At 54.4% G+C, this 21,420-nt stretch carries 16 protein-coding genes; 12 read left to right on the top strand and 4 right to left on the bottom strand.

Annotated features, from left to right (window positions below):
- Positions 1-133: 133 nt before the first annotated feature.
- Positions 134-817 (bottom strand): DUF4097 family beta strand repeat-containing protein, encoded by a 684-nt coding sequence (locus MKX64_RS08910; protein WP_095264224.1) that lies wholly within the window; start codon positions 815-817, stop codon positions 134-136.
- 219 nt (positions 818-1,036) lie between these two features.
- On the opposite strand from MKX64_RS08910, the gene MKX64_RS08905 reads away from it, so the two are divergent.
- From MKX64_RS08905 to MKX64_RS08895, 3 genes are read left to right on the top strand one after another with little or no spacing between them, the layout of a single operon-like run.
- Entirely contained in the window at positions 1,037-1,186 is a 150-nt protein-coding gene (locus tag MKX64_RS08905; RefSeq protein ID WP_176475550.1) for a hypothetical protein, read from the top strand.
- Between the two features lie 45 nt (positions 1,187-1,231).
- Positions 1,232-2,008 (top strand): MerR family transcriptional regulator, encoded by a 777-nt coding sequence (locus MKX64_RS08900; RefSeq protein ID WP_095264396.1) that lies wholly within the window; start codon positions 1,232-1,234, stop codon positions 2,006-2,008.
- Positions 2,005-2,661, top strand: coding sequence for a GAP family protein (locus MKX64_RS08895; protein ID WP_341035679.1), 657 nt, complete (start codon positions 2,005-2,007; stop codon positions 2,659-2,661). The genes MKX64_RS08900 and MKX64_RS08895 overlap by 4 nt, the downstream gene beginning before the upstream one ends.
- Positions 2,662-2,831: 170 nt before the next feature.
- Here MKX64_RS08895 and MKX64_RS08890 read toward each other — a convergent pair whose 3' ends face one another.
- A complete protein-coding gene (locus tag MKX64_RS08890; RefSeq protein WP_341035678.1) occupies positions 2,832-3,731 on the bottom strand; it encodes an AraC family transcriptional regulator in 900 nt (299 codons plus the stop codon).
- Between the two features lie 195 nt (positions 3,732-3,926).
- Here MKX64_RS08890 and MKX64_RS08885 point away from each other — a divergent pair, with 195 nt between their 5' ends.
- The 3 genes from MKX64_RS08885 to MKX64_RS08875 are packed head-to-tail and all read left to right on the top strand — an operon-like array spanning position 3,927 to position 8,573.
- Entirely contained in the window at positions 3,927-5,405 is a 1,479-nt protein-coding gene (locus tag MKX64_RS08885) for an alpha-L-fucosidase (RefSeq protein WP_341035677.1), read from the top strand.
- Positions 5,392-7,149 carry a glycoside hydrolase family 35 protein gene (locus tag MKX64_RS08880; protein ID WP_341035676.1) on the top strand — a complete coding sequence of 586 codons (1,758 nt, stop codon included), beginning with the start codon at positions 5,392-5,394 and terminating at the stop codon, positions 7,147-7,149. Before MKX64_RS08885 ends, MKX64_RS08880 begins: the two co-directional genes overlap by 14 nt.
- A 23-nt stretch (positions 7,150-7,172) precedes the next feature.
- Complete coding sequence (locus MKX64_RS08875; protein ID WP_095264229.1) at positions 7,173-8,573, top strand: alpha-L-fucosidase; 1,401 nt, start codon at positions 7,173-7,175, stop codon at positions 8,571-8,573.
- A 694-nt stretch (positions 8,574-9,267) separates the two neighbouring features.
- Here the strand turns inward: MKX64_RS08875 and MKX64_RS08870 are convergent.
- Together MKX64_RS08870 and MKX64_RS08865 are read right to left on the bottom strand one after the other, a co-directional pair.
- Positions 9,268-10,881 carry a response regulator transcription factor gene (locus MKX64_RS08870; protein ID WP_341035674.1) on the bottom strand — a complete coding sequence of 538 codons (1,614 nt, stop codon included), beginning with the start codon at positions 10,879-10,881 and terminating at the stop codon, positions 9,268-9,270.
- A 68-nt stretch (positions 10,882-10,949) separates the two neighbouring features.
- Positions 10,950-12,704: a sensor histidine kinase gene (locus MKX64_RS08865; RefSeq protein WP_341035673.1), complete on the bottom strand. Its 1,755-nt coding sequence runs from the start codon at positions 12,702-12,704 to the stop codon at positions 10,950-10,952.
- 333 nt (positions 12,705-13,037) lie between these two features.
- Between MKX64_RS08865 and MKX64_RS08860 the strand changes: the two genes are divergently transcribed.
- From MKX64_RS08860 to MKX64_RS08835, 6 genes are all read left to right on the top strand, one after another.
- Complete coding sequence (locus MKX64_RS08860) at positions 13,038-14,369, top strand: ABC transporter substrate-binding protein (protein ID WP_230875585.1); 1,332 nt, start codon at positions 13,038-13,040, stop codon at positions 14,367-14,369.
- Positions 14,370-14,513: 144 nt separating this feature from the next.
- The gene (locus MKX64_RS08855; RefSeq protein WP_341035672.1) at positions 14,514-15,452 is read left to right on the top strand and encodes a carbohydrate ABC transporter permease; all 939 of its coding nucleotides are present in this window, start codon (positions 14,514-14,516) and stop codon (positions 15,450-15,452) included.
- A gap of 14 nt (positions 15,453-15,466) precedes the next feature.
- Positions 15,467-16,306 (top strand): carbohydrate ABC transporter permease, encoded by an 840-nt coding sequence (locus MKX64_RS08850; RefSeq protein WP_341035671.1) that lies wholly within the window; start codon positions 15,467-15,469, stop codon positions 16,304-16,306.
- A 45-nt stretch (positions 16,307-16,351) separates the two neighbouring features.
- On the top strand, positions 16,352-18,283 hold the full coding sequence (locus MKX64_RS08845; RefSeq protein WP_341035670.1) for a DUF2264 domain-containing protein: 1,932 nt from the start codon (positions 16,352-16,354) through the stop codon (positions 18,281-18,283).
- A gap of 81 nt (positions 18,284-18,364) precedes the next feature.
- A complete protein-coding gene (locus MKX64_RS08840) occupies positions 18,365-20,209 on the top strand; it encodes a hypothetical protein (protein ID WP_341035669.1) in 1,845 nt (614 codons plus the stop codon).
- Between the two features lie 59 nt (positions 20,210-20,268).
- Entirely contained in the window at positions 20,269-21,399 is a 1,131-nt protein-coding gene (locus tag MKX64_RS08835; RefSeq protein WP_095398328.1) for a glycoside hydrolase family 88 protein, read from the top strand.
- The last annotated feature ends 21 nt before the right edge of the window (positions 21,400-21,420 follow it).

Below are 21,420 nucleotides of genomic sequence, written 5' to 3'. Positions count from 1 at the left end.
CGTATAATACAAAGCTGGACAGCGGAATCACGAGGTGTTTCCCGTCATCCAGCTTTTTTTATGCCGATCTCACCCAACATCCGGTGTCCGGCCTGCTGCCTTTGTGCGATTATCCCTTTCGTTCAGGAAACATCTATTCCACTGTAATGCTGCCGGACTTGGTTTCAATGCTCACATGAACCGAGCCGCTGCCGGTCGTCCCCTCCGTCCGTCGTTTCTGCTCGCGCTGACCGTCTAAGGGAAAGGCGACAGATCGCCTGCCGCTTGAGGATTGAAGCCGCCAGGAAGCATCAGGCTCGCTGTCCGCTAGTCGTAAACGCACATTGCCGCTATGGACAGATACGTTCAGATCCTGATTCAGCTCCGCATATTCAAGCAAGATGCCCCCGCTTTTCCCTTCAATATGGAGACTATGCGAGCGAAGCTCTCGCCCTGTGACGCTGCCCGAACTCCCCTTGACCACAACTCTTCTTTCAAAAGAAGCAGGAATGACAACATGCAGCCGCGGCTTTTTTCCGAGATTGATCAATCGTGAGATATCACTGTTCAATCGAATGTTTAAGGATTTCTGACTTTCATCCACGATTATGCCTTCCCCGCCCCGAGGAAGCAGCAGCGAGGCCTTTAGCGAATCGACATCCGCAACCTCCAGGGTGAGCGGTGTGCTGCCGTGGTCAATGTGAACCGTATGAATATCTTCAAGTGATGCATGCCGGATATCTTCTGCTGTATCATCACTCGTACAAGCACTGAGAAGTAGTGTGACCATGAGCACGCATAGAAGCGATAAACGTGACATGAGCTGGGTATGCTTCATTGGGTTCCCCTCCTAATATAAAGGACTGCCTCACCTGATAACATGCGTTAAAGACCAAGCTAGCAGATAGGCATCCATCATCCATCCATTACGTCTCTCATCATAAGCGATGACGCAACGTCACTTTCAAGCAAGATTTTAGGGGTTGAAAGTGACGTTACGTCATTTTATATACTGGTTGGGAAGCAGCTACCAATATCGGTTGAAGGAGACATGGATTTGAACAAAGGAGATGTGGTGATCTACGCTTGTGTTATTATCGGGGCAGGTGTTGGTTTGTATCTGGACAATGCGATCCCCGGGGTTCTGATCGGTCTTAGTCTCGGCTATCTCATCAAGGAAGGGATCAAGCCGAAGGGCGACCGGTAACTCGGCAATGCATAACAGAAGGAGGTGGCGAGGGCCATGAGGGAGATGATCCCAATTCAGCAGGTAGCGAAACAGTTGGGTATCACCGTCCGGACGTTGCGATATTATGACCAGATCGGCTTGCTGAAGGCTGTGTCGAAAACCGAGGGCGGACACCGTCTGTACACCGAGGATAATTTGAAGAAGCTGCAGCAGATCCGTTTTCTAAAAGAGATGGGCTTTCGGCTGGACGAAATCAAGTCGATGCTGCTCAAGCCGGATTGGAACTGGAACTCGGCACTGAAAAGTCAGCTGGCTTACGTGCTGGAAGAGCAGGAGCGGCTGCGTCATATGGAATCCTCCCTGCGTGAGCTGATTAGCGGGATTGCAATGGACGGGGAAGGAAATCTAATGGCGATGCAGAAGCTGATCCGTCTGTCGCGGCAGGACAGGGAGAAGCAAGCGGCTTTTAAGACGGCTGTGTTGAGTGAGAAGGAGATGGGCTTATGGCAGCAGCTCCCACGTATGAAAGCGGAAGATCCGGATTCGCTGGAATGGATCGCCCTGATTGGGCAGGTGCAGCGCTGCATGAAGGAGGGACCGTCCTCGCCTAGAATACAGAGCATTATAAGGCGTATGGCTGAAAAAACAGAAGAGAAATTTGCAGAGGAGCCGGAGTTTCTGGACAAGCTGTGGGAGCTTCGCAAATCACCGGAAGCTTCGGAACAGTTGGGGTTTTATCCGATAGATGCCGAAGTGCTTCATTTTCTGGAGAAAGCATTTGAACTATATCATTCCGGCTTGCAGCAGGATTCGCAGGACCAGGAAGAAGCATCCTTATGAGTATCCAGCTGCTGGTTACGATTGGCGGACTTGCACTGCTGGATACGTTGAGTCCGGCGACGATCGGCGTGACGCTCTATTTGCTGCTCAGCGAGACGCGGCGGCTTGGTTCCCGGCTATTTGTCTACCTGTCGGTGGTGGCTGGCGTGTACTTTGTTATCGGGGTGTGTCTGATGCTCGGGATGGAAGCGCTGGCCCATACGTTCACCTCTTTTTTTCAAAATCGTCTGGTCAGCTGGATCTTGTTCGGTATAGGCGCTCTCTTGTTCATCGCCAGCTTCTATGTGCCAACGAAGAAACGGAAGGAGCTGCCAAGGGTAAGATCATACAGCTTGGGAGCCATGGCGATCCTTGGGTTGACGACCTCCTTGGTGGAGGCGGGGACGGCGTTTCCGTATTTTGCGGCGATTGGACTCATGGCCAGCGCGGAGCTGAACATGCTGCAATGGTTGCCAATCCTGTTCGGCTACAATTTCGTGATGGTGCTCCCGCCGCTATTTCTGTACGGTATGTACTTGCTGTTTGGACGCCGGGCATGGAGGCCGCTGAACCGCCTCAGCGAGAAGGTAGGTGCGATGTCCGGGTCTGCGCTATCCTGGGTCATGTGTATTGTCGGCCTGCTGCTTATTTTTAATAGTCTCGATTTTTTATAGTTTATCTTTCCTGTAACAAGATATTGAAAAACAAGCGGTCATCCTCTAATTCCCTAATTGGTGGAGAGCCATCACTGTCCATAACGACGCAATCCCCCTGACGCATACCAAGCTGTCAGGGGGTGTTTTTATTAGAGGATTACGAAGCTGTACCGCAGCCTATCTTGATATCATATTCTGTGCCGCGGGCGGAACTGGTTGGGAGACAGGCCGGTGCCCCGCCGAAATTGTCTGGAAAAATGGCTCGCCGAGTGATAGCCAAGCTCATCCGCGATATCCTCAATGGTACGGTTGGTGCTGACCAGCAGCTGCTTGGCCAGATTCAGCTTCATGTCGGTCACATATTGGCGAGGGGATACCCCGTAGATTTGCTTGAATAGTTTGCTGAACTGGCTGCGGCTCATGTTCAGTTCGTCCGCAATTTGCGCGATGGAGCCGTCGGCAGAGACGAGACGCCGCAGCTGCTCCTCGATAAGGTGGGCCGTATCGGCTGCATGGATTGTGACCGGGGCGACCGTCCTCTGCTCTGCACTATCCGCCTGCTCCAGGGAGATGATCTCCTGAATGATCAGGAGAATATGGGCTTGCAGGTTGATTTTCTGCACTGGAGTCAGGGTCAGCCTACGCTCTGTAGGTGAGGAAGAGGGGCTGGATCGTTCCGGATCCAGGCTCCGATGCATCTGCGACTCGATGGCCTGAATATAGCTCGGGAGCTTCGTTGTGGCAGCGACGGAAGCCTGAAGCAGACTGTAGTCAGTACGGCTTAAAGACCTGCGCATATCCGCATCGTCGATATCAAAGTGTATATTGAAAAATGAAAAGCTGCCCTTCGGCGATCCGTTACGGATCTCATGCCGGACACCGGCGCGGATCAGCAGCCAGTCCCCAGCATAAAGCGTCAGCTCCGCACGATTGATGACCAGCCCGGCTTCGCCTTCCTGGCAGTGGAGTACTTCATATAAATGGTGATGATGCTTCGGGTAGTGCCAGCCTGCAGGCTTGTTCCCGAAATGGCATCCTGTAATTTGCAGCGTGCTGGTCATATCCGGAAAGATGATGTCAGGGTACATGGGATTCACTTCCTCGCCTTGTTGCTCAACACACCTGGATTATATCATCAAACCCGGCACAAAAGGTCAAAAACTCGGACGTTTTGTGAATGGCAGGGCCCGGACCGTGCTTTTATATTGAAAGGAAAGCGGTGCTCGTGAGGACCAGGTAACCGACTTCACAGCGAATAGGGGCAGGGAAAGGAGAGATGTGCCATGAGCAACAGTGCGAGCACTCCGGGTTGGATAAAAGCGGCAGCGCAGATCGTGCCGTCGGAACGCCAAGTAAGGTGGCAGGAGATGGAGTTGTATGCGTTTATCCATTTTACAGTCAATACGTTTACGGACCGGGAATGGGGGCTGGGGAGCGAGGAGCCTCAGATCTTCAACCCGACCGACCTGGATGCACGGCAATGGGTAGAGGTATGCAAATCTGCGGGCATGACGGGGCTCATTCTGACCTGCAAGCATCATGACGGGTTCTGTTTATGGCCGAGCAAGTACACGGATCATACGGTGGCTGCCAGCCCATGGCGCAGCGGCAGAGGAGATCTGGTGAAGGAAGTCGCCGATGCCTGCCGGGAAGGCGGTTTGAAGTTTGGGATTTACCTGTCGCCATGGGACCGTCATGAGCGCTCGTATGGAGACTCGGACGTATATAATGAATTTTTCCTGCATCAGCTGCGCGAGCTGTTAACGAATTACGGGGAGGTGTTCTGCGTCTGGTTTGACGGCGCTTGCGGGGAGGGGCCGAACGGCAAAAAGCAGGTCTATGACTGGGATGCATACTATGCACTCATTCGGGAACTCCAGCCTGAGGCGGTCATTTCGGTGTGCGGCCCGGATGTGCGCTGGTGCGGCAACGAGGCGGGACATACCCGGCCGTCGGAATGGAGCGTTGTACCTGCCTATCTTCAGGATAATGAGAAGATCCAGAAGGAGTCACAGCAGGTGGATGACGGTACCTTTGCCAGCAGAATGGATACGCAGGATATCGACCTTGGCAGCCGGGATGTGATCAGGGGGCAGCGAGATCTGATCTGGTATCCGGCAGAAGTGAATACGTCGATCCGCCCCGGCTGGTTCTACCATGCCTCCGAGGGTGAGCTTGTAAAATCGGTGGATGAGCTGATGCGTATTTACTATGGCTCCGTTGGAGGGAATGCGAACTTCCTGCTCAATCTGCCGCCTGACAAGCGGGGACGGATTCACGAGACGGATGCGGAGCGGTTGCAGGCCCTCGGCGACAGGCTGCGGAGCATATTTCGCCACAACCTGGCCAAGCCGGCGATTATTCAGGCATCGGAGACGGCGGATGAGCTGTACGCAGCGTCTGCGATATTGAGCGATGATCCTCACTCCTACTGGCGACCGCGGGAAGGGACGGAGCAGGCTTGGCTGGAGATCGACCTCCGGGAAAAGGCGACCTTCGACCATGTCGTGCTGATGGAGCATATTCGCTCGGGTCAGCGGATTGAACGGTTTACATTGGAGGCGCGGAGGCAGGGCAGCGAGGAATGGACTGAATTGTGTAATGGGACGGTTGTGGGGTACAAGCGGATCTGCCGCTTTGCACCGGTAACGGCAAGGTGGATTCGTCTTACGATCCATGAATCCAGATGGTATCCAACCCTGTCCAGGATCGGGATATATATGAGCGAACAGGAGGAGGGACTGGCAGATGGCAAATCTTGAAGTGAAGGAATCTCAGTTTGTATATGATGGCAAGCCTGTTCAGCTATTGTCCGGAGCGCTGCACTACTTCCGGATCGTTCCGGAATACTGGGAGGACCGGCTTCTGAAACTCAAGGCATGCGGACTGAATACGGTCGAGACGTATGTGCCCTGGAATTTCCACGAGCCTCGGCCGGGGGAGTATCGTTTTGATGGCATGGCTGACCTTGAGCGATTCATTCGCCTGGCCGGAGGGCTGGGGTTGTGGGTCATTGTTCGCCCCAGCCCATATATTTGCGCGGAGTGGGAGTTTGGGGGATTGCCTGCCTGGCTGCTGGCAGATGACCGGATTCAGCTTCGCTGTTACGATGAGAGGTTTCTGGAGCATGTGGATCGCTATTATGATGAGCTGCTGCCGAGATTAAGGCCTTTGCTGAGCACGAACGGCGGTCCGATCATTGCGCTGCAGATCGAGAACGAGTATGGAAGCTATGGCAATGACGCACAGTATTTAGCTTACCTTCGTGAAGGGATGATCCGGCGCGGCATGGATGTGCTGCTGTTCACCTCGGACGGTCCGACCGATCATATGCTGCAGGGCGGACCGGTGCCGGGGATGCTGATGACCGTCAATTTCGGGTCAGGAACGAAAGAGGCATTCGCCAAATTGCGTGAATATCAGCCGGATGGGCCGCTGATGTGCATGGAATACTGGAACGGCTGGTTCGACCATTGGGGCGAGGAGCATCATACGAGAGACGCTGCTGATGTGGCCCGTGTGTTCGAGGAGATGCTGGAGGAGCAGGCGTCGGTCAATTTCTACATGTTTCATGGCGGGACCAACTTCGGGTTTTACAACGGGGCGAACTGTCAGAAGAAGAATCAATATGAGCCGACCATCACGAGTTATGATTATGACTCGCTGCTCAGTGAATCGGGGGAACCGACGGCAAAATTTCACGCCGTGCGCGAGGTGATTGCGCGTTATAAGGATATCGGTCCGCTGACGCTGCCGGAGCGAATCGGAACACGCGCCTACGGCAAGGTGGAGATGACGGAGCAAGCAGGGCTGTTTGCCCAGGTAGAGCAGTTAGCTACACCCGTGCGGCGGACGACCCCGGAGCCGATGGAGAAGCTGGGGCAGCATTACGGTTATATTCTGTACCGTACACGAATCACCGGCCCGAGAGAGAAGCAGGAGCTTGTCGTGCAGGAGGTACGGGACCGGGCGTTGGTCTTCCTGGATGGGAAGCTGCAGGGTGTGCTGGAGCGCAATGATACGGAAACAAGCCTTGCATTTGAAGTGCCAGCGGGGGGCGCGGAGCTGTCCATTTTCGTTGAAAACATGGGGCGGGTCAATTATGGGCCGTACTTGAGAGACCCCAAGGGCATCACGGAAGGGGTTCGGCATGGATTTCAGTTCCTGTATGACTGGACGATCCACTGTCTTCCGCTGGAGGACTTGTCCTCACTGCAATATAGCAGCCTGTCAGGGAACGACCAGAAGGAGCAACCAACCTTCTATAGGGGAACGCTGCTTGTTGATGAGGTGAAGGACACATTCCTGCGGCTTGATGGTTGGACGAAAGGCGTGGCGTATGTGAACGGGTTCAATATAGGACGCTACTGGCATCGCGGCCCGCAGCAGACGCTGTATGTGCCAGGGCCGCTTCTGCGGGAAGGCAAGAATGAGATCGTAGTGTTTGAACTGCACGGTACGGCAGAGCCAGTGGTTCGTTTCGTGGACGAGCCTGATTTGGGTTAAAACGAGATGGGGAGATGATAGAGATGAGTGAGATCAAGGAAACGCTGCAGGAAGCGGAAGAGCAAGTGGTTGAAGCCGGAGTACATAACTTCAGCAAGGAGGAGTCATGGGTCAAGCCGGAAGAGCCGCTGCTGAACGAGCGGCTGGAATGGTTCAAGGATCAGAAGCTTGGTCTGATGATGCACTGGGGTCCATACTCCCAGCTCGGGATGGTGGAATCCTGGGCGCTGAGTGACGAAGACGGCGATTGGTCCAGGGATCATGTGGATTGGACTGACGATATGGAAGAGTTCAAGCGGGAATACTTCGACCTGAACAAGACGTTCAACCCGATCCGGTTTCAGCCGGATAAGTGGGCGGACCTTGCTGCCGATAACGGCTTCAAATATTTGCTGTTCACCACCAAGCATCATGACGGCTTCTGCATGTGGGACACGCATACGACCGACTACCGGATTACAGGGACGGACACGCCGTTCCATAGACATAGATATGCCGATATTTGCCGGGAGCTGTTTGATGCCTTCCGCGCCAAGGGGCTGGGCATCTCGGCATACTTCTCCAAGGCGGACTGGCACACGCCATACTACTGGGCGCCAGGGATGGAGCGTGGGCGGCATATGTGGCGCGGGCCATCCTATGACCCGCAGAAATACCCGTGGCTATGGGAGCAATTCGTACAGTTTACGCATGAGCAGATCATGGAGCTGATGACCCGGTACGGCCGGATCGAGTGCCTGTGGCTTGACGCGGGCTGGGTCCGTGACGGAGGACGTGTCCCTCAGGACATTCGTCTGGGCGAGGTCGTGGAGAGAGCCCGGAAGCACCAGCCATGGCTGCTGGTGGCAGACCGCACGGTAGGAGGCCCGTACGAAAATATCGTAACACCAGAGCAGACCATCCCGGATCGGCCGATGAATATTCCGTGGGAGAGCTGCATTACGGTGGGGCATTCATTTGCCTTCGGATATGATGACCAGTACAAATCGGCCAGACAGCTGGCCCACATCCTGCTGGAAGTGGTGGCCAAAGGCGGCAATCTGGCCTTGAACGTGGGGCCGCAGCCGGATGGACGGCTGCCCGCCGGCGCGATTCGAAGCATCAAGGCGCTTGGCGAATGGCTGAAAGTTCACGGAGAAGGGATTTACGGAACCCGAATCTGTGATCCTTATTTTACAGATGGCTGGGCTTTTACACGCAAGGAGAACGTCACCTATGCTTTCCGTCTATACAAGAAGGACGAGGACGTGCAGCAGCAGCTGGTGATTCCTTATACCGGAGGCGTGAAGCGGATCGAGCTTGTGGGTACGAGTGACGAATTGGCCTATGAGCGCACTGCGGCGGGACTGGTGGTCACACTCCCTTCGGCGGAGGTTACGGAGGCAGCACCGATTACACATACGTTTAGATTGTTCGCGGAGTAAAGATATAAGCGAGAAAGTGGCTGTGCCCAGGATCTACGTGTTCGCTCAATAAGACAGTGCGGGTTGATGGAAGAACAGCACAAGTAAGGAAATTAGGGGACTTTATCCTCCTTGTACGCCAGTTCGTCCCGTAACAGATCGTGGCAGGAACGTGGAAGGTGGCAAGAAACGTGGAAGGGCAATAAGAGCGTGTGTACAAAAGCAGGTCGGTGCCAATGGACGGTGGCCGGTGGGTTGGCGGTAGATCAACACCCCGGCCGCTTTGTATCATTATCCCGTTTGATCAGGGCGGCAACGGCACACTACCCATTCCATTTCCACCGCTCTATTTCCACCTCCGGCCCCTTGTCTCCTGAACGAAAGGGATAACGGTGCAAGGAAATGCAGCCACACCAATTTCCTGAGCGAAAGGGATAACGGTGCAAGGAAATGCAGCCACACCAATTTCCTGAGCGAAAGGGATAACGGTGCAAGGAGACGCAGTCACACCAAGTTCCTGAGCAAAAGGGATAATGACGCAAGGAGACGCAGTCACACTAAGCCCCTGAGCAAAAGGGATAATGACGCAAGAAGGCGCAGTCACCCCAAAGGTATCCCTACATAATTTGGACTCGATGTTTACTTACCCAGACATCGAGTCTTTTTTCTTTCCTCGCTAAGTATTTCCGGCTTTACGTTATGACCTTCCTCTAACTCATCGAACCGACTCCATGCGCTGCATGTATTCCCTTGGCGAGACGCCCTCCACTTTCTTAAACACCTTGCTAAAATAGAATGCACTTTCGTACCCGAGCTTCTGGGAGATCTCGTAGATTCTTCCCTCACCGCGAAGCATCATGTCCTTGGCTGCGGCGATTTTGGTATTCGTCACATACTCCACAAAGTTGACCTTGGCAATTCTGGAGAACAGATGACTCAAGTAATTCGGACTGAAGTTGAACACATCGGCGACTTGGTTCAGGGACAGCTTGGTATCGAGATTCCGGCGAATATATGCCTGAACGTTTCGCACCACCTGTTCTTTGTAACTCGTCTTACGCGAGGCGAGCATCTCGCAGCAGCCGTCGCGGAAGCGGACCAGCCAGCTTACAATGCCATCGATGGATTTCATTTGGTAGAGGGCGCGATATCCTTCCGGTTCATGTTCGAAAATCGATTCGACGATGTCCTCGCCGTCTGTCAGCAGCGATGTGGCCATGTACAGGACGCTGCAAGCGGCGTCCATGGCCGGAACGAGCAGGTCAGGCCGCTCCTCGAAACTGTTGATCATGCTGGATATTACCGAATGTAGAGCGTGCGTATCAAGCTCCTCGAAGGCGCGCCGGATCTCGGCACGAAGTTCGGTGAAATCGAACAGGGGCTGCTCTGCATCCCCATGCTCCGCTTGGTCATAGAAGACGAATGACTGCTCCTTCACGGCTGCCGGCAATATCTTCCGGGCGGCCCAGTAACTGTCCCGCAGCTGGTACGGGTCTTCTACCGCAAAGCCCGCCGCGCCAATCACGGTGACGTTGAAGTAATTATGCAGGACGCCTGCCATGTCCGCTAGCAGCTTCTGTACTTCCGGCATCCAGGTGTCCGGGGCCGTTCCTAGGGCCGGCAGGGTGATGGCGAAATTGCGCAGGTCCAGACTGGTGACATAGCAGTCGCTGACCGTGCTCAGGGTGTCCTTGGCCATCTGTACGGTGCTGGCGCATAAGGCCACCAGTTTGTCACCCCGAGACGGTACGGTATCCGGCCCAAGAATACGGCAGGTGCAAACCAGGTAAGCTGGAGCCGGAAATTCGATCCCCAGGTCTTCCTTCTGAAGCGCATACTGGCTTTTGCTTTCAAACAGATGGTTGAACAGACGGATGAAAAATTTATCCCGCTGTGCCTGCAAATTGCCTCGCTGCAGCAGCTCGGGATAAGTCTCCATCGTTCGGTAATCCCGGAGCAAGGAAGCCGCCTTGCGGATGGACTCGCCCAGCGATTGCGGAGTCAAATCAAGCTTGACGAGATAATCCACCGCCTGCAGCTCGATGGCGCTGCGGGCATATTCAAATTCCTCATAGCTGGTCAGCATAATGAACAGCGGAAGGCGTCCATACCGCTCGCGGGCGGAAGCCGCAACCTCGAGGCCAGACTTGACCGGCATTTTGATATCCGAGAGAACGATATCAGGACGAAGGGCTTCGATCATCTCCTCGGCCTGCGCGCCATTATGAGCGACCCCAACAATCTCGATATGGTAATCCTCCCATTTCAGCATGGACTGCAGCCCGATACAGACCAGCGCTTCATCATCGGCAATCAGCAATTTGATCATGATGACATCCTCCGTTTCTCTTCATTATCCTGGTACTGCTCTGCCCTTATCTGGCAGTAAGGGGAGTGTCAGAATCGGCCGGGCGACTCGGTTCGGAGATGGGGCAGCAGAATGCGCATCCTGGTGTATTCGTTCAGGACACTCTCAATCGATATGCCGTATCTCTCGCCGTAGGTCAGGCGGAGCCGCTCGTTGACATTGCGCAGGCCCATACCTTCAGTGGTCAAGCCCTCCGGGTCAGGAGCGTGCTTTGATAAGATGCTGGCAATCTGTGCTTCGCTCATCCCCACGCCGTTATCCTCCAGCACAATCATAATTTCGTTCATTCCGCTGCGCTTTACACTGAGCCTGATATGGCCGCCGCCTTTCGGTTCAACCCCGTGAAAGATTGCGTTTTCCACGAGCGGCTGGAGCGTAAACCTTGGGATTAGCCCGGACAGCAGCCGTTCATCCTCGATGGCCGTTTCCATCGTGATTTTATTGCCGTAACGGTAGTTCTGAATCAGGAAATAATCATCCAGCAGACTGAGCTCCTCCTTAAGCGTCACCAGCTTGCGCATATCCTTGGCGACGCTCCGCAGAAGGCGCGAGAGGGACGTTGTCATCTCGGCAATCCCGGTTGCGTTCTGGATGGTGGCCATCCACTTGATGGAGTTGAGTGTGTTGTAGAGGAAGTGCGGGTTAATCTGACTCTGAAGCATGCGATATTCCAGCTCCTGCCTCAGCTTCTCGTCAGCCACCCGTCTTTCCATAAGAGCAACGATATCTTGGGACAACCGGTTAATTCCCCGACCGACATCGCCCAGCTCGCTGTTCCATTCCATATTACGGTCAACGAGGAAGTTTCCTTGTGCGATTTTATCGATGCGTTTCTTCAGCTTTTCGACCGGGAGACTGATAGTTCTCGTCAAATACACCGTAATGAACCCGCTGGAAGCCAGGACAAGCAGGCATACTCCGATCATCAGCAGCAGCCAGATATTCCATTGGGGGGCGAATTGTCCTTTCATTAAGGTCTGTGATAAAGCAACCCCTTTGCGTATCGGATACGTCACCGAGATCATTCGGTCCCCAGCTTCATTCTCCAGCAGAGATACGGATGTCACGCTGCCGCTGGCCGTATCTTCTTCATACGGGGAGACCGTATAGCTCGCCGTTATGGGGAGAATGCGATCCCCTTGAATTTCATAGCTGTTGCTGCCCAGGGTCAGCAGCAGCCTCGAATCTGACGGCAGAGGGTAACCTTTCAATTTGTCAGTGATGATGTTGGTGCTCGCCAGCAGGTATACGGTCCCGGTGTGGCTGGCCCGGTCTCCGTAAATCGGCAAGACAAACGGGATGGTCTGGGTGAGGGAGAACGGGTCTTGAATGATTCGCACCCACTCCTCGGAGACGTCCGGAAACAGCCCGGTCAGCTGGCTAAGATTATGAATGGTTAAGGGAACGGAGGCACTGACGGAATTGTCCACCTGAATAAACTTATCCTCATTGTCGGTTACGATCAGCCGACGCACATAGCTGTTGGAGCGGTTCACCCGGAAGTCCTCCTGCAGCGAGGTGAACGCATGTATCGCCCCCATAGCGGAGCTGGCCGGGCTCGAACGAAAATATTCATTCAGCATCCGGTTCGTCGAGGAATTGGTGCTGCTGGTCATCGCCAGCATGGACAAATTGATAAAATCCTGTTCGATAATATGAGACACCAGCTGCAGATTGAACTCGGTCGCCTGGATCGTCGTTTTCCGCTGAAAATAGGAGATCAGCTCATAGCTGAAAAACGACAGCAACGAAGCCATGAGCAGGGCAAAAATCGTCATCAGCATAATAATTCGACGTTTGATGGTCGCTTTTCGTCTCGTCAGAACCGCCTCCTCCTTGCCGGCAAAATTAAAAGCGCTTCCAAAGTGTGGGTATTCTTACCATACCAGAATCATTTTTCAGCTGATACTCCTCTCAGGACAGAAACTGCAATTTTTACAGGTTTTCATCACAATAATACAGCTTTCTGACCTGAGCTTAGAGAAAGCAACACAAAAGTGAATGAACAGACAACAAAAATGTATGCCCTTTCATTATAAATTCAACTAGGATATTTATAGAAGTTCGACAAGGAAGTCAGGCATCCAAACCAGACGAAAAGGGGAGCACATATGAGCATGCGTAAATTGTTAGGAATGACGTTGACGGTGATCCTGTCATTCACTCTGCTGGCCGGTTGCTCCGGTCAGAAAAGCACCACACCTTCGGCCGAGTCTCCTGCGCCGGACCAATCTGGAAGCGCTTCCGAGTCTCCGTCGACAGACCCGGTCACTTTGAAGTGGGCGCTGTGGGACTGGGAGGCAACGACGTATTATCAGCCATTGATCGACGCGTATCGGGAGAAGAATCCGAATGTCACGATTGAATACGTGGATCTGGGCTCCACCGATTATATGACGATGCTCAGCACGCAGCTTTCGGGAGGGGCCGATCTGGACATTTTGACCGTAAAGGACATTCCGGGTTACGCCAACCTGGTGAAGCAGAATCATCTGGAGCCGCTGAAAGCGTTCATGAGCGAGCAGAACATCGATCCGGCGCGCTATGACGGAACCGTTGAGCAGATCGTAATGAACGATGAAGTGTATGCGCTTCCTTTCCGCAGTGACTTCTGGATTATTTATTACAACAAGGATCTGTTCGACCAAGCGGGCGTTCCTTATCCGACGAATGACATGACCTTGGACCAATATGATGAGCTGGCCCGGAAGGTAACCTCCGGCAGCGGAGCGGAGAAAGTATATGGCGCTCATTATCACACGTGGCGAAGCGCGGTTCAGTTATTCGGCATTCTGGACGGGCAGCATACGGTGGTTGAGGGGGAGTATGATTTCCTGAAGCCGACCTATGAGCGAATTCTGAAGCAGCAGGAGGACGGGATCGTGATGGATTACGCGACACTGAAAACATCCAGCACCCACTACTCCGGCGTGTTCTACAACAATTCGGTGGCGATGATGAACATGGGCAGCTGGTTCATATCCACTCAAATCGAGAAGGTTAAGAGTGGTGAATCACAGGCAACCAACTGGGGGATTGTGAAGTATCCGCATCCGGAGGGGGTAGAAGCAGGCACGACGCTCGGCACCATCACCTCGTTGGCGGTAAACCAGAAATCCGCGAATAAAGCGGCGGCGCTAGATTTCCTGAAATTCGTGACCGGTGAAGAAGGCGCAGCCGTCATTGCCTCCACAGGCACGCTTCCGGCGATCAAGAACGAGGAAGTGATCAACTCGATTGCATCCATGGATGGATTCCCGACGGATGAAGCGAGCAAGGAAGCATTAACGACGGCAACCACCTATCTCGAGATGCCTCTGCATGACAAGAGCGCGGACATCGAAGTCATTCTTAATGAAGCACATGACAGCATTATGACCCAAAACACCACCATCGAACAAGGGTTGGAGGATATGACAACACGGGTACAGCTGATTCTGAACAACTGAGACAGTATGCCGGGTACCGATGAATTGACGGTCTTGACCAGCGGTGCAAGCGCGCGGCATCAAGCAACCTAAGGGCATGTATCGAGGGCGGGCTATAGCAGCCCGCCCTTCCTATGTAGCGCCAACAAGTTTGGAGGAGAACGGATGCGGAACGAAACGACAATCAATCCGAAAACGATAAGAAAGAGTCGCTTATCCAAAAAGACCCGAGAGCATTTGATTGCCTATAGCTTTATTGCCCCGAACTTTATCGGCTTTGCGCTCTTTACGCTGGTGCCGATGGTATTTGCGTTTATTCTGGCCTTTGTAAAATGGGATGGCGCAAACCCGATGGAATTTACCGGGGTCAGTCATTTTATTCGTTTATGGAAGGACCCCACTTTTCATAAAGCGTTGTGGAACACCATTGTTTATACCGTCGGCGTCGTGCCGCTGACGATGGTGTGTGCGCTGGGGCTGGCGATTCTGCTCAATCAGAAGCTGTTCGCCCGCGATTTTATGAGAACGGTGTTCTTCTTCCCGTATGTGGCCTCCCTCGTTGCGGTTGCTGCGGTGTGGAACTTTATATTCAGTCCGACGATGGGCCCCGTAAACAATCTCCTGCACGCACTGACAGGCGTGCCGATCGAGGATCTGCCTCGCTGGGCTGCGGATAAAGATTGGGCCATGTTCACGGTCGTGCTGTTCACCGTATGGAAGAACATGGGCTATTATATGGTGATTTATTTGGCCGGGCTTCAGGGCGTCAACCCCGAACTGTATGAAGCCGCCGAGCTCGACGGCGCAAATGCCTGGCAGCGATTCCGGAATGTGACGATTCCTCAGTTAGCGCCAACGAGCTTTTTTGTCCTGATGATTCTGATCATTAACTCGTTTAAAGTCTACGATATCTTCATCAACCTGTTTGCCGGTGCGGATAACCAGCTGAACGATGCGACAAGGGTCCTGGTCTATCAAATCTACAATACGGCATTTCGTTCGTTGGATTACGGTTATGCCAGTGCCATCGCCATCGTATTATTCCTGCTCGTCCTTGGAATTACGTTGATTCAGTTCCAGGGTGAGAAGAAGTATGGACAATAGGAGGATAAACAGATATGGTAGGAACTAACAAAAGGGTTAAAATCGGGGTCAAGGTGCTGGCCTATTTGATATTGTTTGTTGTTGTCCTATGTATGCTTGTTCCCTATTTATGGATGCTTTCCTCTTCGCTCAAGCTGAACAAGGACGTGTTCACCTTTCCGATGCAGTGGATCCCGGAATCTCCGCGTTGGAACAACTATAAGGAGATTTGGACGCGCATTCCGCTGGGAACCTTTATTTACAATACGGCCAAGTTGTCGGTGATCGTGACCGCGCTTCAGATTCTGACCTCGAGCTTTGCCGCCTATGCGTTCTCGAAGCTTAATTTTACAGGCAAGCATGCGCTGTTCCTTGGTTATATCGCGACCATTGCGATTCCTTGGCAGGCGTACATGGTGCCGCAGTTTATCATGATGCGTTCCATGGGGCTGAACAATACGCACCTGGCGATTATTTTACTGCAGGCATTTTCGGCTTTTGGCGTATTTCTGATGCGGCAGTTCTACCAGAGCATTCCGGATGAGCTGTGCGAGGCAGCCCGCATTGACGGGCTGAGCGAGTACGGCATCTGGGCGCGGATTATGGTGCCCCTGTCCAAGCCGGCGTTGTCCACGCTGACTATTTTCACCTTCGTTTCCACCTGGAACGACTTTCTGGGACCGATGATTTATCTGACGAAAACCGAGCTCAAAACGATCCAGATCGGTCTGCGAATGTTCATCTCTCAATATTCAGCGGAATATGGGCTGATCATGGCGGCCAGCGTCATATCGATTATACCGGTGCTGATTGTGTTCCTGGTGCTGCAGAAAAACTTTGTGCAAGGCGTGGCTTCCACCGGCATTAAAGGATAGTGGCAGGCTATTAGGATCAGATTCTAATGAAGGGAAGTGGCCAAGATGGCATGCAATACGGGGGATAAGGATATCCGTGCAGCGCTGGCGGCGAATCCGCTTCGGTCCCGCGAGGACATGGAAGCCCTGCTTCAGCAGCTGCTTGCACCTTTGGAGCCGTACTACAGTCAGGGGAAGGCCCGGCTTGCGCTGGGCCACTCCGGAGCAAGCTATCCATCCGCCATCGCTGAGATGGAAGCGTTCTCTCGGGTGCTGTGGGGACTGGTGCCTTTGCTCGCCGGCGGGGGAGAGAGTGAGTTGTGGGAGCATGTGCTTGAAGGCATTGCAAACGGTACGGACCCTGAGCACGAGGAGTACTGGGGCGTTGTTTCGGACTATGACCAGCGGTTGGTGGAAATGGCGGTGTTCGGTTATGCGCTGGCCCTGATTCCGGATCGAATCTGGAAGCCGCTTGGGGAGAAGGCGCGGCATAACCTGTACACCTGGCTTCATCAAATCAATGCGCATCCTTGTCATGACTGCAACTGGCTGTTCTTTCAGGTGCTGGTGAATATCGGATTTCACAAAGCCGGTCTTCCCTATGATAAAGTGCAGCTGCAGCGGAATTTGGAGCGGCTTGACACTTTTTATCTGGGGGACGGTTGGTACAGTGACGGGCCGGAGGGACATAGCGATTATTACGTGCCGTTTGCCTTTCATTACTATGGGCTGCTCTATTCCAAGCTCATGTCCGGGGAGGATCCGGAGCGAGCGGCGCTGTACCGGGAGCGGGCGAATGCCTTTGCTCCGCATTTCATGGCCTGGTTCTCCCCGAACGGCGCGGCGCTTCCTTATGGACGCAGCCTGACGTACCGCTTCTCACAAGCGGCGTTCTGGGGGGCGATGGCTTTTGCGGATACGGATGGAGTGGCACCGGGCGTGTTAAAAGGGCTGCTCCTCCGCCATTTGCGCTGGTGGTTCAGCCAGCCGATTGTGGATTCCGGAGGGCTCTTGTCCATTGGATACGCCTACCCGAATTTGGTGATGGCGGAGAACTACAATTCGCCAGGCTCTCCTTACTGGGCGCTCAAGGCGTTTCTGCCGCTGGCTTTGCCTGCTGACCACCCGTTCTGGGTCTCGGAGGAGCAGCCTTTACCAGAGATGGCTGCCGTGGACGTTCAGAAGCCCGCTCATCTGGTATTGGTGCGGGATCCGGCATCGGGGCATGTGGCGGCATTCAACAGCGGGCATGCCGGGACGAATGAACATACGCTTACGTCGGCCAAGTATGAGAAGTTTGTGTATTCGACGGGGTTCGGGTTCAGCGTGCCGCGCTCCGAGTGGGGGTTGTCCCAGGGGGCCTTTGACTCCATGCTTGCCCTGAGCGAGGGCGGGGACAATCTGTACCGGGTGAGACGACATAATAGGAGCACTTTGATCGAGGATGATCTGCTCCATGCCGTGTGGAAGCCATGGTCCGATGTAGAGGTCAGCACATGGCTCATCGCAGGGCTGCCGTGGCATATCCGGATTCATCGGATCGCGACCCAGCGGGTGCTGGATGCAGCCGAGGGAGGATTTGCGCTGGGTATTGAGCAACCGCCCTTTCAGCGCGTCGGGGATGACGAAGCCTGGGCAGGGAGTGCCTGGGGCATCAGCGGGGTGAGGAGCCTGCTTGGCTATGACGGGGCCCGCCTCATCTGGCCGAATGCGAATACCAACGTGCTGCGGCCGCGCACCGTGATTCCGACGCTGACCGCGTCGCTTCAGCCCGGCGTTCACTGGCTGGCCTCTGCTATATACGGCAGTCCGGTGATGGATAAGACAGAAAGCGGCCGCGCTTGTGCCAAGCAGCCATTCGTTCTGACTGAAGATGGGCTGGACGGTTTGTCGCAGATCGGGCTGAATGTGGAAATCGGTCAGGATGATATGATCATTTATAGCGGGCGGGACAAGAAGATCAAGCTTAGGCTGCCGCTAGATCGGCAGCAATTCTAAAAGCACGACGATGATCGTGGTCTCACTTTGTTACATAGAACGACCCAGCTCTACTAGATTTAGATGAGGAAAGGAATCGTCATGGACAATCCGAATGTGAACAGAATCGGGCAGCGCCAACTATCGGATGTAGTTGAGAGGATGGTACCTCCAGGGCTGCATTTCTATTACCCTGACGGGGATGGACCGGCATTCTGGCAAAGGGTTAGGGAAAGCAAGGCGTATGCTACTGATGTAGCCGAAATCAAGGCGGAAGGCGAGCACCTTCTGGGGCAAGCGGTCCCGGAGCTAACCTATGCCTTGTTCTCTTTGTTTGCGAAGCAGGGTTCGAGACTGGAATATGAGCGGGTTTATTTTGAGCGGAGACGGCGGCTGAACACTTTTGCGCTGTTAGGTCTGCTGGAGCCGGAACGCGAGGATTATGTGGAGGAGCTGCTGAATGCGGTTTGGGCGATCTGCAGTGAACTGACCTGGTGTCTGCCTGCGCATGTTGGCGAGCGGCGTCCGGTTGCGGATACGATAGATCTTTTCTCGGCGGAGACCGGGTTTACACTCGCTGAGCTTACGCTGCTGCTCGGGGATCGGCTGCCGAAGATGCTGAAGGCGCACATCCTGGAGCTGGTGCACCGCAGGCTGCTTCTGCCATTCCTTGAGAAGGGCCCGTATGAATGGGAGGAAGCTGAGCATAACTGGGCGGCAGTATGCGCGGGATCCATTGGCGCTGCTTCCCTGTTGCTGCTGCAAGAAGAGCGGGAGCAGGACCTGCTGATCCGGATTCTGGAGAAAACCGAGCGCAGTATGGCCTGTTACCTGAAGGGCTTCGGGGAAGACGGGGGATGCCTGGAGGGGCTTGGCTATTGGAACTACGGGTTCGGTTATTTTGTGTATTACGCGGATCTGTTGTTCAAGCGTACCCAAGGGGAGCTGGACTGGTTCAGCCTCGAGAAAGTTGAGGCGATTGCGGGGTTCCAGCAGAAGTGTTTCCTGGGCGGAAACGCCGTCGTCAATTTCTCGGATTCATTCCCACATGAGCAGGTGCAGCTTGGGCTGTCCCGTTATCTTGCCGGCCGTTATGACAGCGTGCAGTCGCCACCGTCCGCGCTTCGCGCAGATTACCGGAAGGATCATTGCAGCAGGTGGGCACCGGCCCTTCGCAATTTGATGTGGCGGGAGCAGGCTGGCGACGTACCGGATTGGCCCCCCCGAGACTACATGCTGGAGGATGCCGGCTGGCTGATCTCCCGCACGGTATCGAGCGCCGGAATCTTCGGCTTCGCTGCCAAGGGCGGTCATAATGACGAGCCGCATAACCATCTGGATCTCGGGCAGTTTATGCTCGCAGGAGACGGGGAGTTTTATCTATCGGATCTGGGCTGTGGAGAATATACGAAGGGTTACTTCAGTGCTGGCCGTTATGTCTACGATTGCAATGGTGCTCAGGGGCATTCGGTTCCGATCGTGAACGGCTGTCTGCAAGCTGCGGGAAGGCAGCGGAAGGCATCTGTCGTGGAGCAGGCGATCACCGGTCAGGAGGCTCGGCTTACGATTGAGCTGGCCGCCGCCTATGAATGTCCTTCGCTTCAGAGCTTGCGGCGCACCTGGCGGTGGCATAAGCATGAGCTTCCGTGCCTGGAATTAAAGGATGTCTTTGTGCTGACTGACAGACCGGACGCGCTGCTGGAGCGATTCGTGACGCTGATTCGACCGGAGCAAGCGGAGGATGACGAAGGGCAGCTGCTGCTGGACCGCGGGACGCTTGCATTGAAGCTCGCCTATGACCGGGAGCTGCTGCGGCTGGAGGTGACCGAACGAATCTGGCGCAATCATGATGGGGAGGACGAGGTATGGTATACGCTGGATTTTCATGTGCTTCGGCCAGAGCGGCATGTGGAATTGGACTTTATATTTCAGTTTGTAAGACGTTAAACAAGCAGCAGGCTGACGCTTAGTGACACATGGGATACGGCAAATGAGAAGGGAGAGGGATGGAAATGGTGAATGCGTGGGTGGACGAAGCGTGGCAGAGGTCGCTCGACAAGACGCTGCGCAATACGACTAGGATCGGTTCGGGGTTTCCGCATGCCAGTCAGGACGGTGTATACCAGCTGGCGGAGCCGGCTTGGTGGACCGCCGGTTTCTGGCCGGGGCAGCTGTGGCTGTTATATGCCCAGAGCGGGAAGGAAGAGCTGAGAGCACTGGCCGAAGCGTGTGAGGCGAAGCTGGACGAAGTGCTGGACGGATATGTGCGGCTGGACCATGATATCGGGTTTATGTGGACGTTAACGAGCGTGGCTAATTACAAGTTGACCGGCAGTGAGGCTTCACGGATCAGGGGCTTAAAAGCAGCGAACTATTTAGCCGCCCGCTTCAATGTCAAAGGACAATACATCCGGGCCTGGAATCCATGGTCGGAAGGCGAGCGCAACGAGGGATGGGCGATTATCGACTGCTGTATGAACATGCCGCTGCTGTTCTGGGCATCGCGCATCAGCGGTGATCCGCGGTATGCGCATATTGCCGAGGCACATCTGGATACGGTGCTGAAGCATTTTATCCGTGCGGATGGTTCCGTATATCATATCGTGATTTTTGATCCCCATACGGGAGAAAGACGGAAGGCGGTAGGAGGGCAAGGCTATGCGCCAGAGTCAGCCTGGTCGCGGGGAGCGGCATGGGCGATCTATGGTTTGACGCTGGCTTATCACCATACCGGCAAGGACGAATATTACCAAGCAGCCACACGGGTGGCGAACTTCTTCCTCAGCAGGCTGCCGGAGGACCAGGTGCCGGCTTGGGATTTTCGTGCTCCGGAGGAGCTGCGCAGCTTGCGGGACACCTCGGCTGGGTCATGTGCCGCAAGCGGTCTGCTTCTTCTCGCGGATAAAAGTGAAGGCGGAGATGCCGAAGCTTACCGAGCAGGTGCTGTGCGAATCCTGAAGTCGCTATACGAAAATTACGGCGCCTGGGATCGTCCGGATGAGGAGGGGCTGATCCTGTCCGGCACCAGCAATTACCCGCAGGGCACCAATATAGACGTTCCGCTGATTTACGGCGATTTCTACTTTGTAGAGGGTCTGGCGCGATTGAAAGGGTATGGTCCGTTCTACTGGGAGTAACAAGCTTTACCAGGGATACCT

This window comes from Paenibacillus sp. FSL M8-0334 (genome assembly GCF_038000405.1).
Taxonomy (GTDB): Bacteria; Bacillota; Bacilli; order Paenibacillales; family Paenibacillaceae; genus Paenibacillus_AQ; species Paenibacillus_AQ campinasensis.
This window is presented reverse-complemented; position numbering and strand designations above follow the sequence as displayed.

Excerpts from the sequence above, each read along its gene's own strand:
- MKX64_RS08845 (WP_341035670.1), top strand. The coding sequence starts at position 16,352 with ATGGCATGCAATACGGGGGATAAGGATATCCGTGCAGCGCTGGCGGCG.
- MKX64_RS08895 (WP_341035679.1), top strand. The coding sequence starts at position 2,005 with ATGAGTATCCAGCTGCTGGTTACGATTGGCGGACTTGCACTGCTGGAT.
- MKX64_RS08900 (WP_095264396.1), top strand. The coding sequence starts at position 1,232 with ATGATCCCAATTCAGCAGGTAGCGAAACAGTTGGGTATCACCGTCCGG.
- MKX64_RS08855 (WP_341035672.1), top strand. The coding sequence starts at position 14,514 with ATGCGGAACGAAACGACAATCAATCCGAAAACGATAAGAAAGAGTCGC.
- MKX64_RS08885 (WP_341035677.1), top strand. The coding sequence starts at position 3,927 with ATGAGCAACAGTGCGAGCACTCCGGGTTGGATAAAAGCGGCAGCGCAG.
- MKX64_RS08875 (WP_095264229.1), top strand. The coding sequence starts at position 7,173 with ATGAGTGAGATCAAGGAAACGCTGCAGGAAGCGGAAGAGCAAGTGGTT.
- MKX64_RS08865 (WP_341035673.1), bottom strand. The coding sequence starts at position 12,704 with ATGCTGATGACGATTTTTGCCCTGCTCATGGCTTCGTTGCTGTCGTTT.
- MKX64_RS08840 (WP_341035669.1), top strand. The coding sequence starts at position 18,365 with ATGGACAATCCGAATGTGAACAGAATCGGGCAGCGCCAACTATCGGAT.
- MKX64_RS08910 (WP_095264224.1), bottom strand. The coding sequence starts at position 817 with ATGAAGCATACCCAGCTCATGTCACGTTTATCGCTTCTATGCGTGCTC.
- MKX64_RS08860 (WP_230875585.1), top strand. The coding sequence starts at position 13,038 with ATGCGTAAATTGTTAGGAATGACGTTGACGGTGATCCTGTCATTCACT.
- MKX64_RS08850 (WP_341035671.1), top strand. The coding sequence starts at position 15,467 with ATGGTAGGAACTAACAAAAGGGTTAAAATCGGGGTCAAGGTGCTGGCC.
- MKX64_RS08880 (WP_341035676.1), top strand. The coding sequence starts at position 5,392 with ATGGCAAATCTTGAAGTGAAGGAATCTCAGTTTGTATATGATGGCAAG.
- MKX64_RS08890 (WP_341035678.1), bottom strand. The coding sequence starts at position 3,731 with ATGTACCCTGACATCATCTTTCCGGATATGACCAGCACGCTGCAAATT.
- MKX64_RS08835 (WP_095398328.1), top strand. The coding sequence starts at position 20,269 with ATGGAAATGGTGAATGCGTGGGTGGACGAAGCGTGGCAGAGGTCGCTC.
- MKX64_RS08870 (WP_341035674.1), bottom strand. The coding sequence starts at position 10,881 with ATGATCAAATTGCTGATTGCCGATGATGAAGCGCTGGTCTGTATCGGG.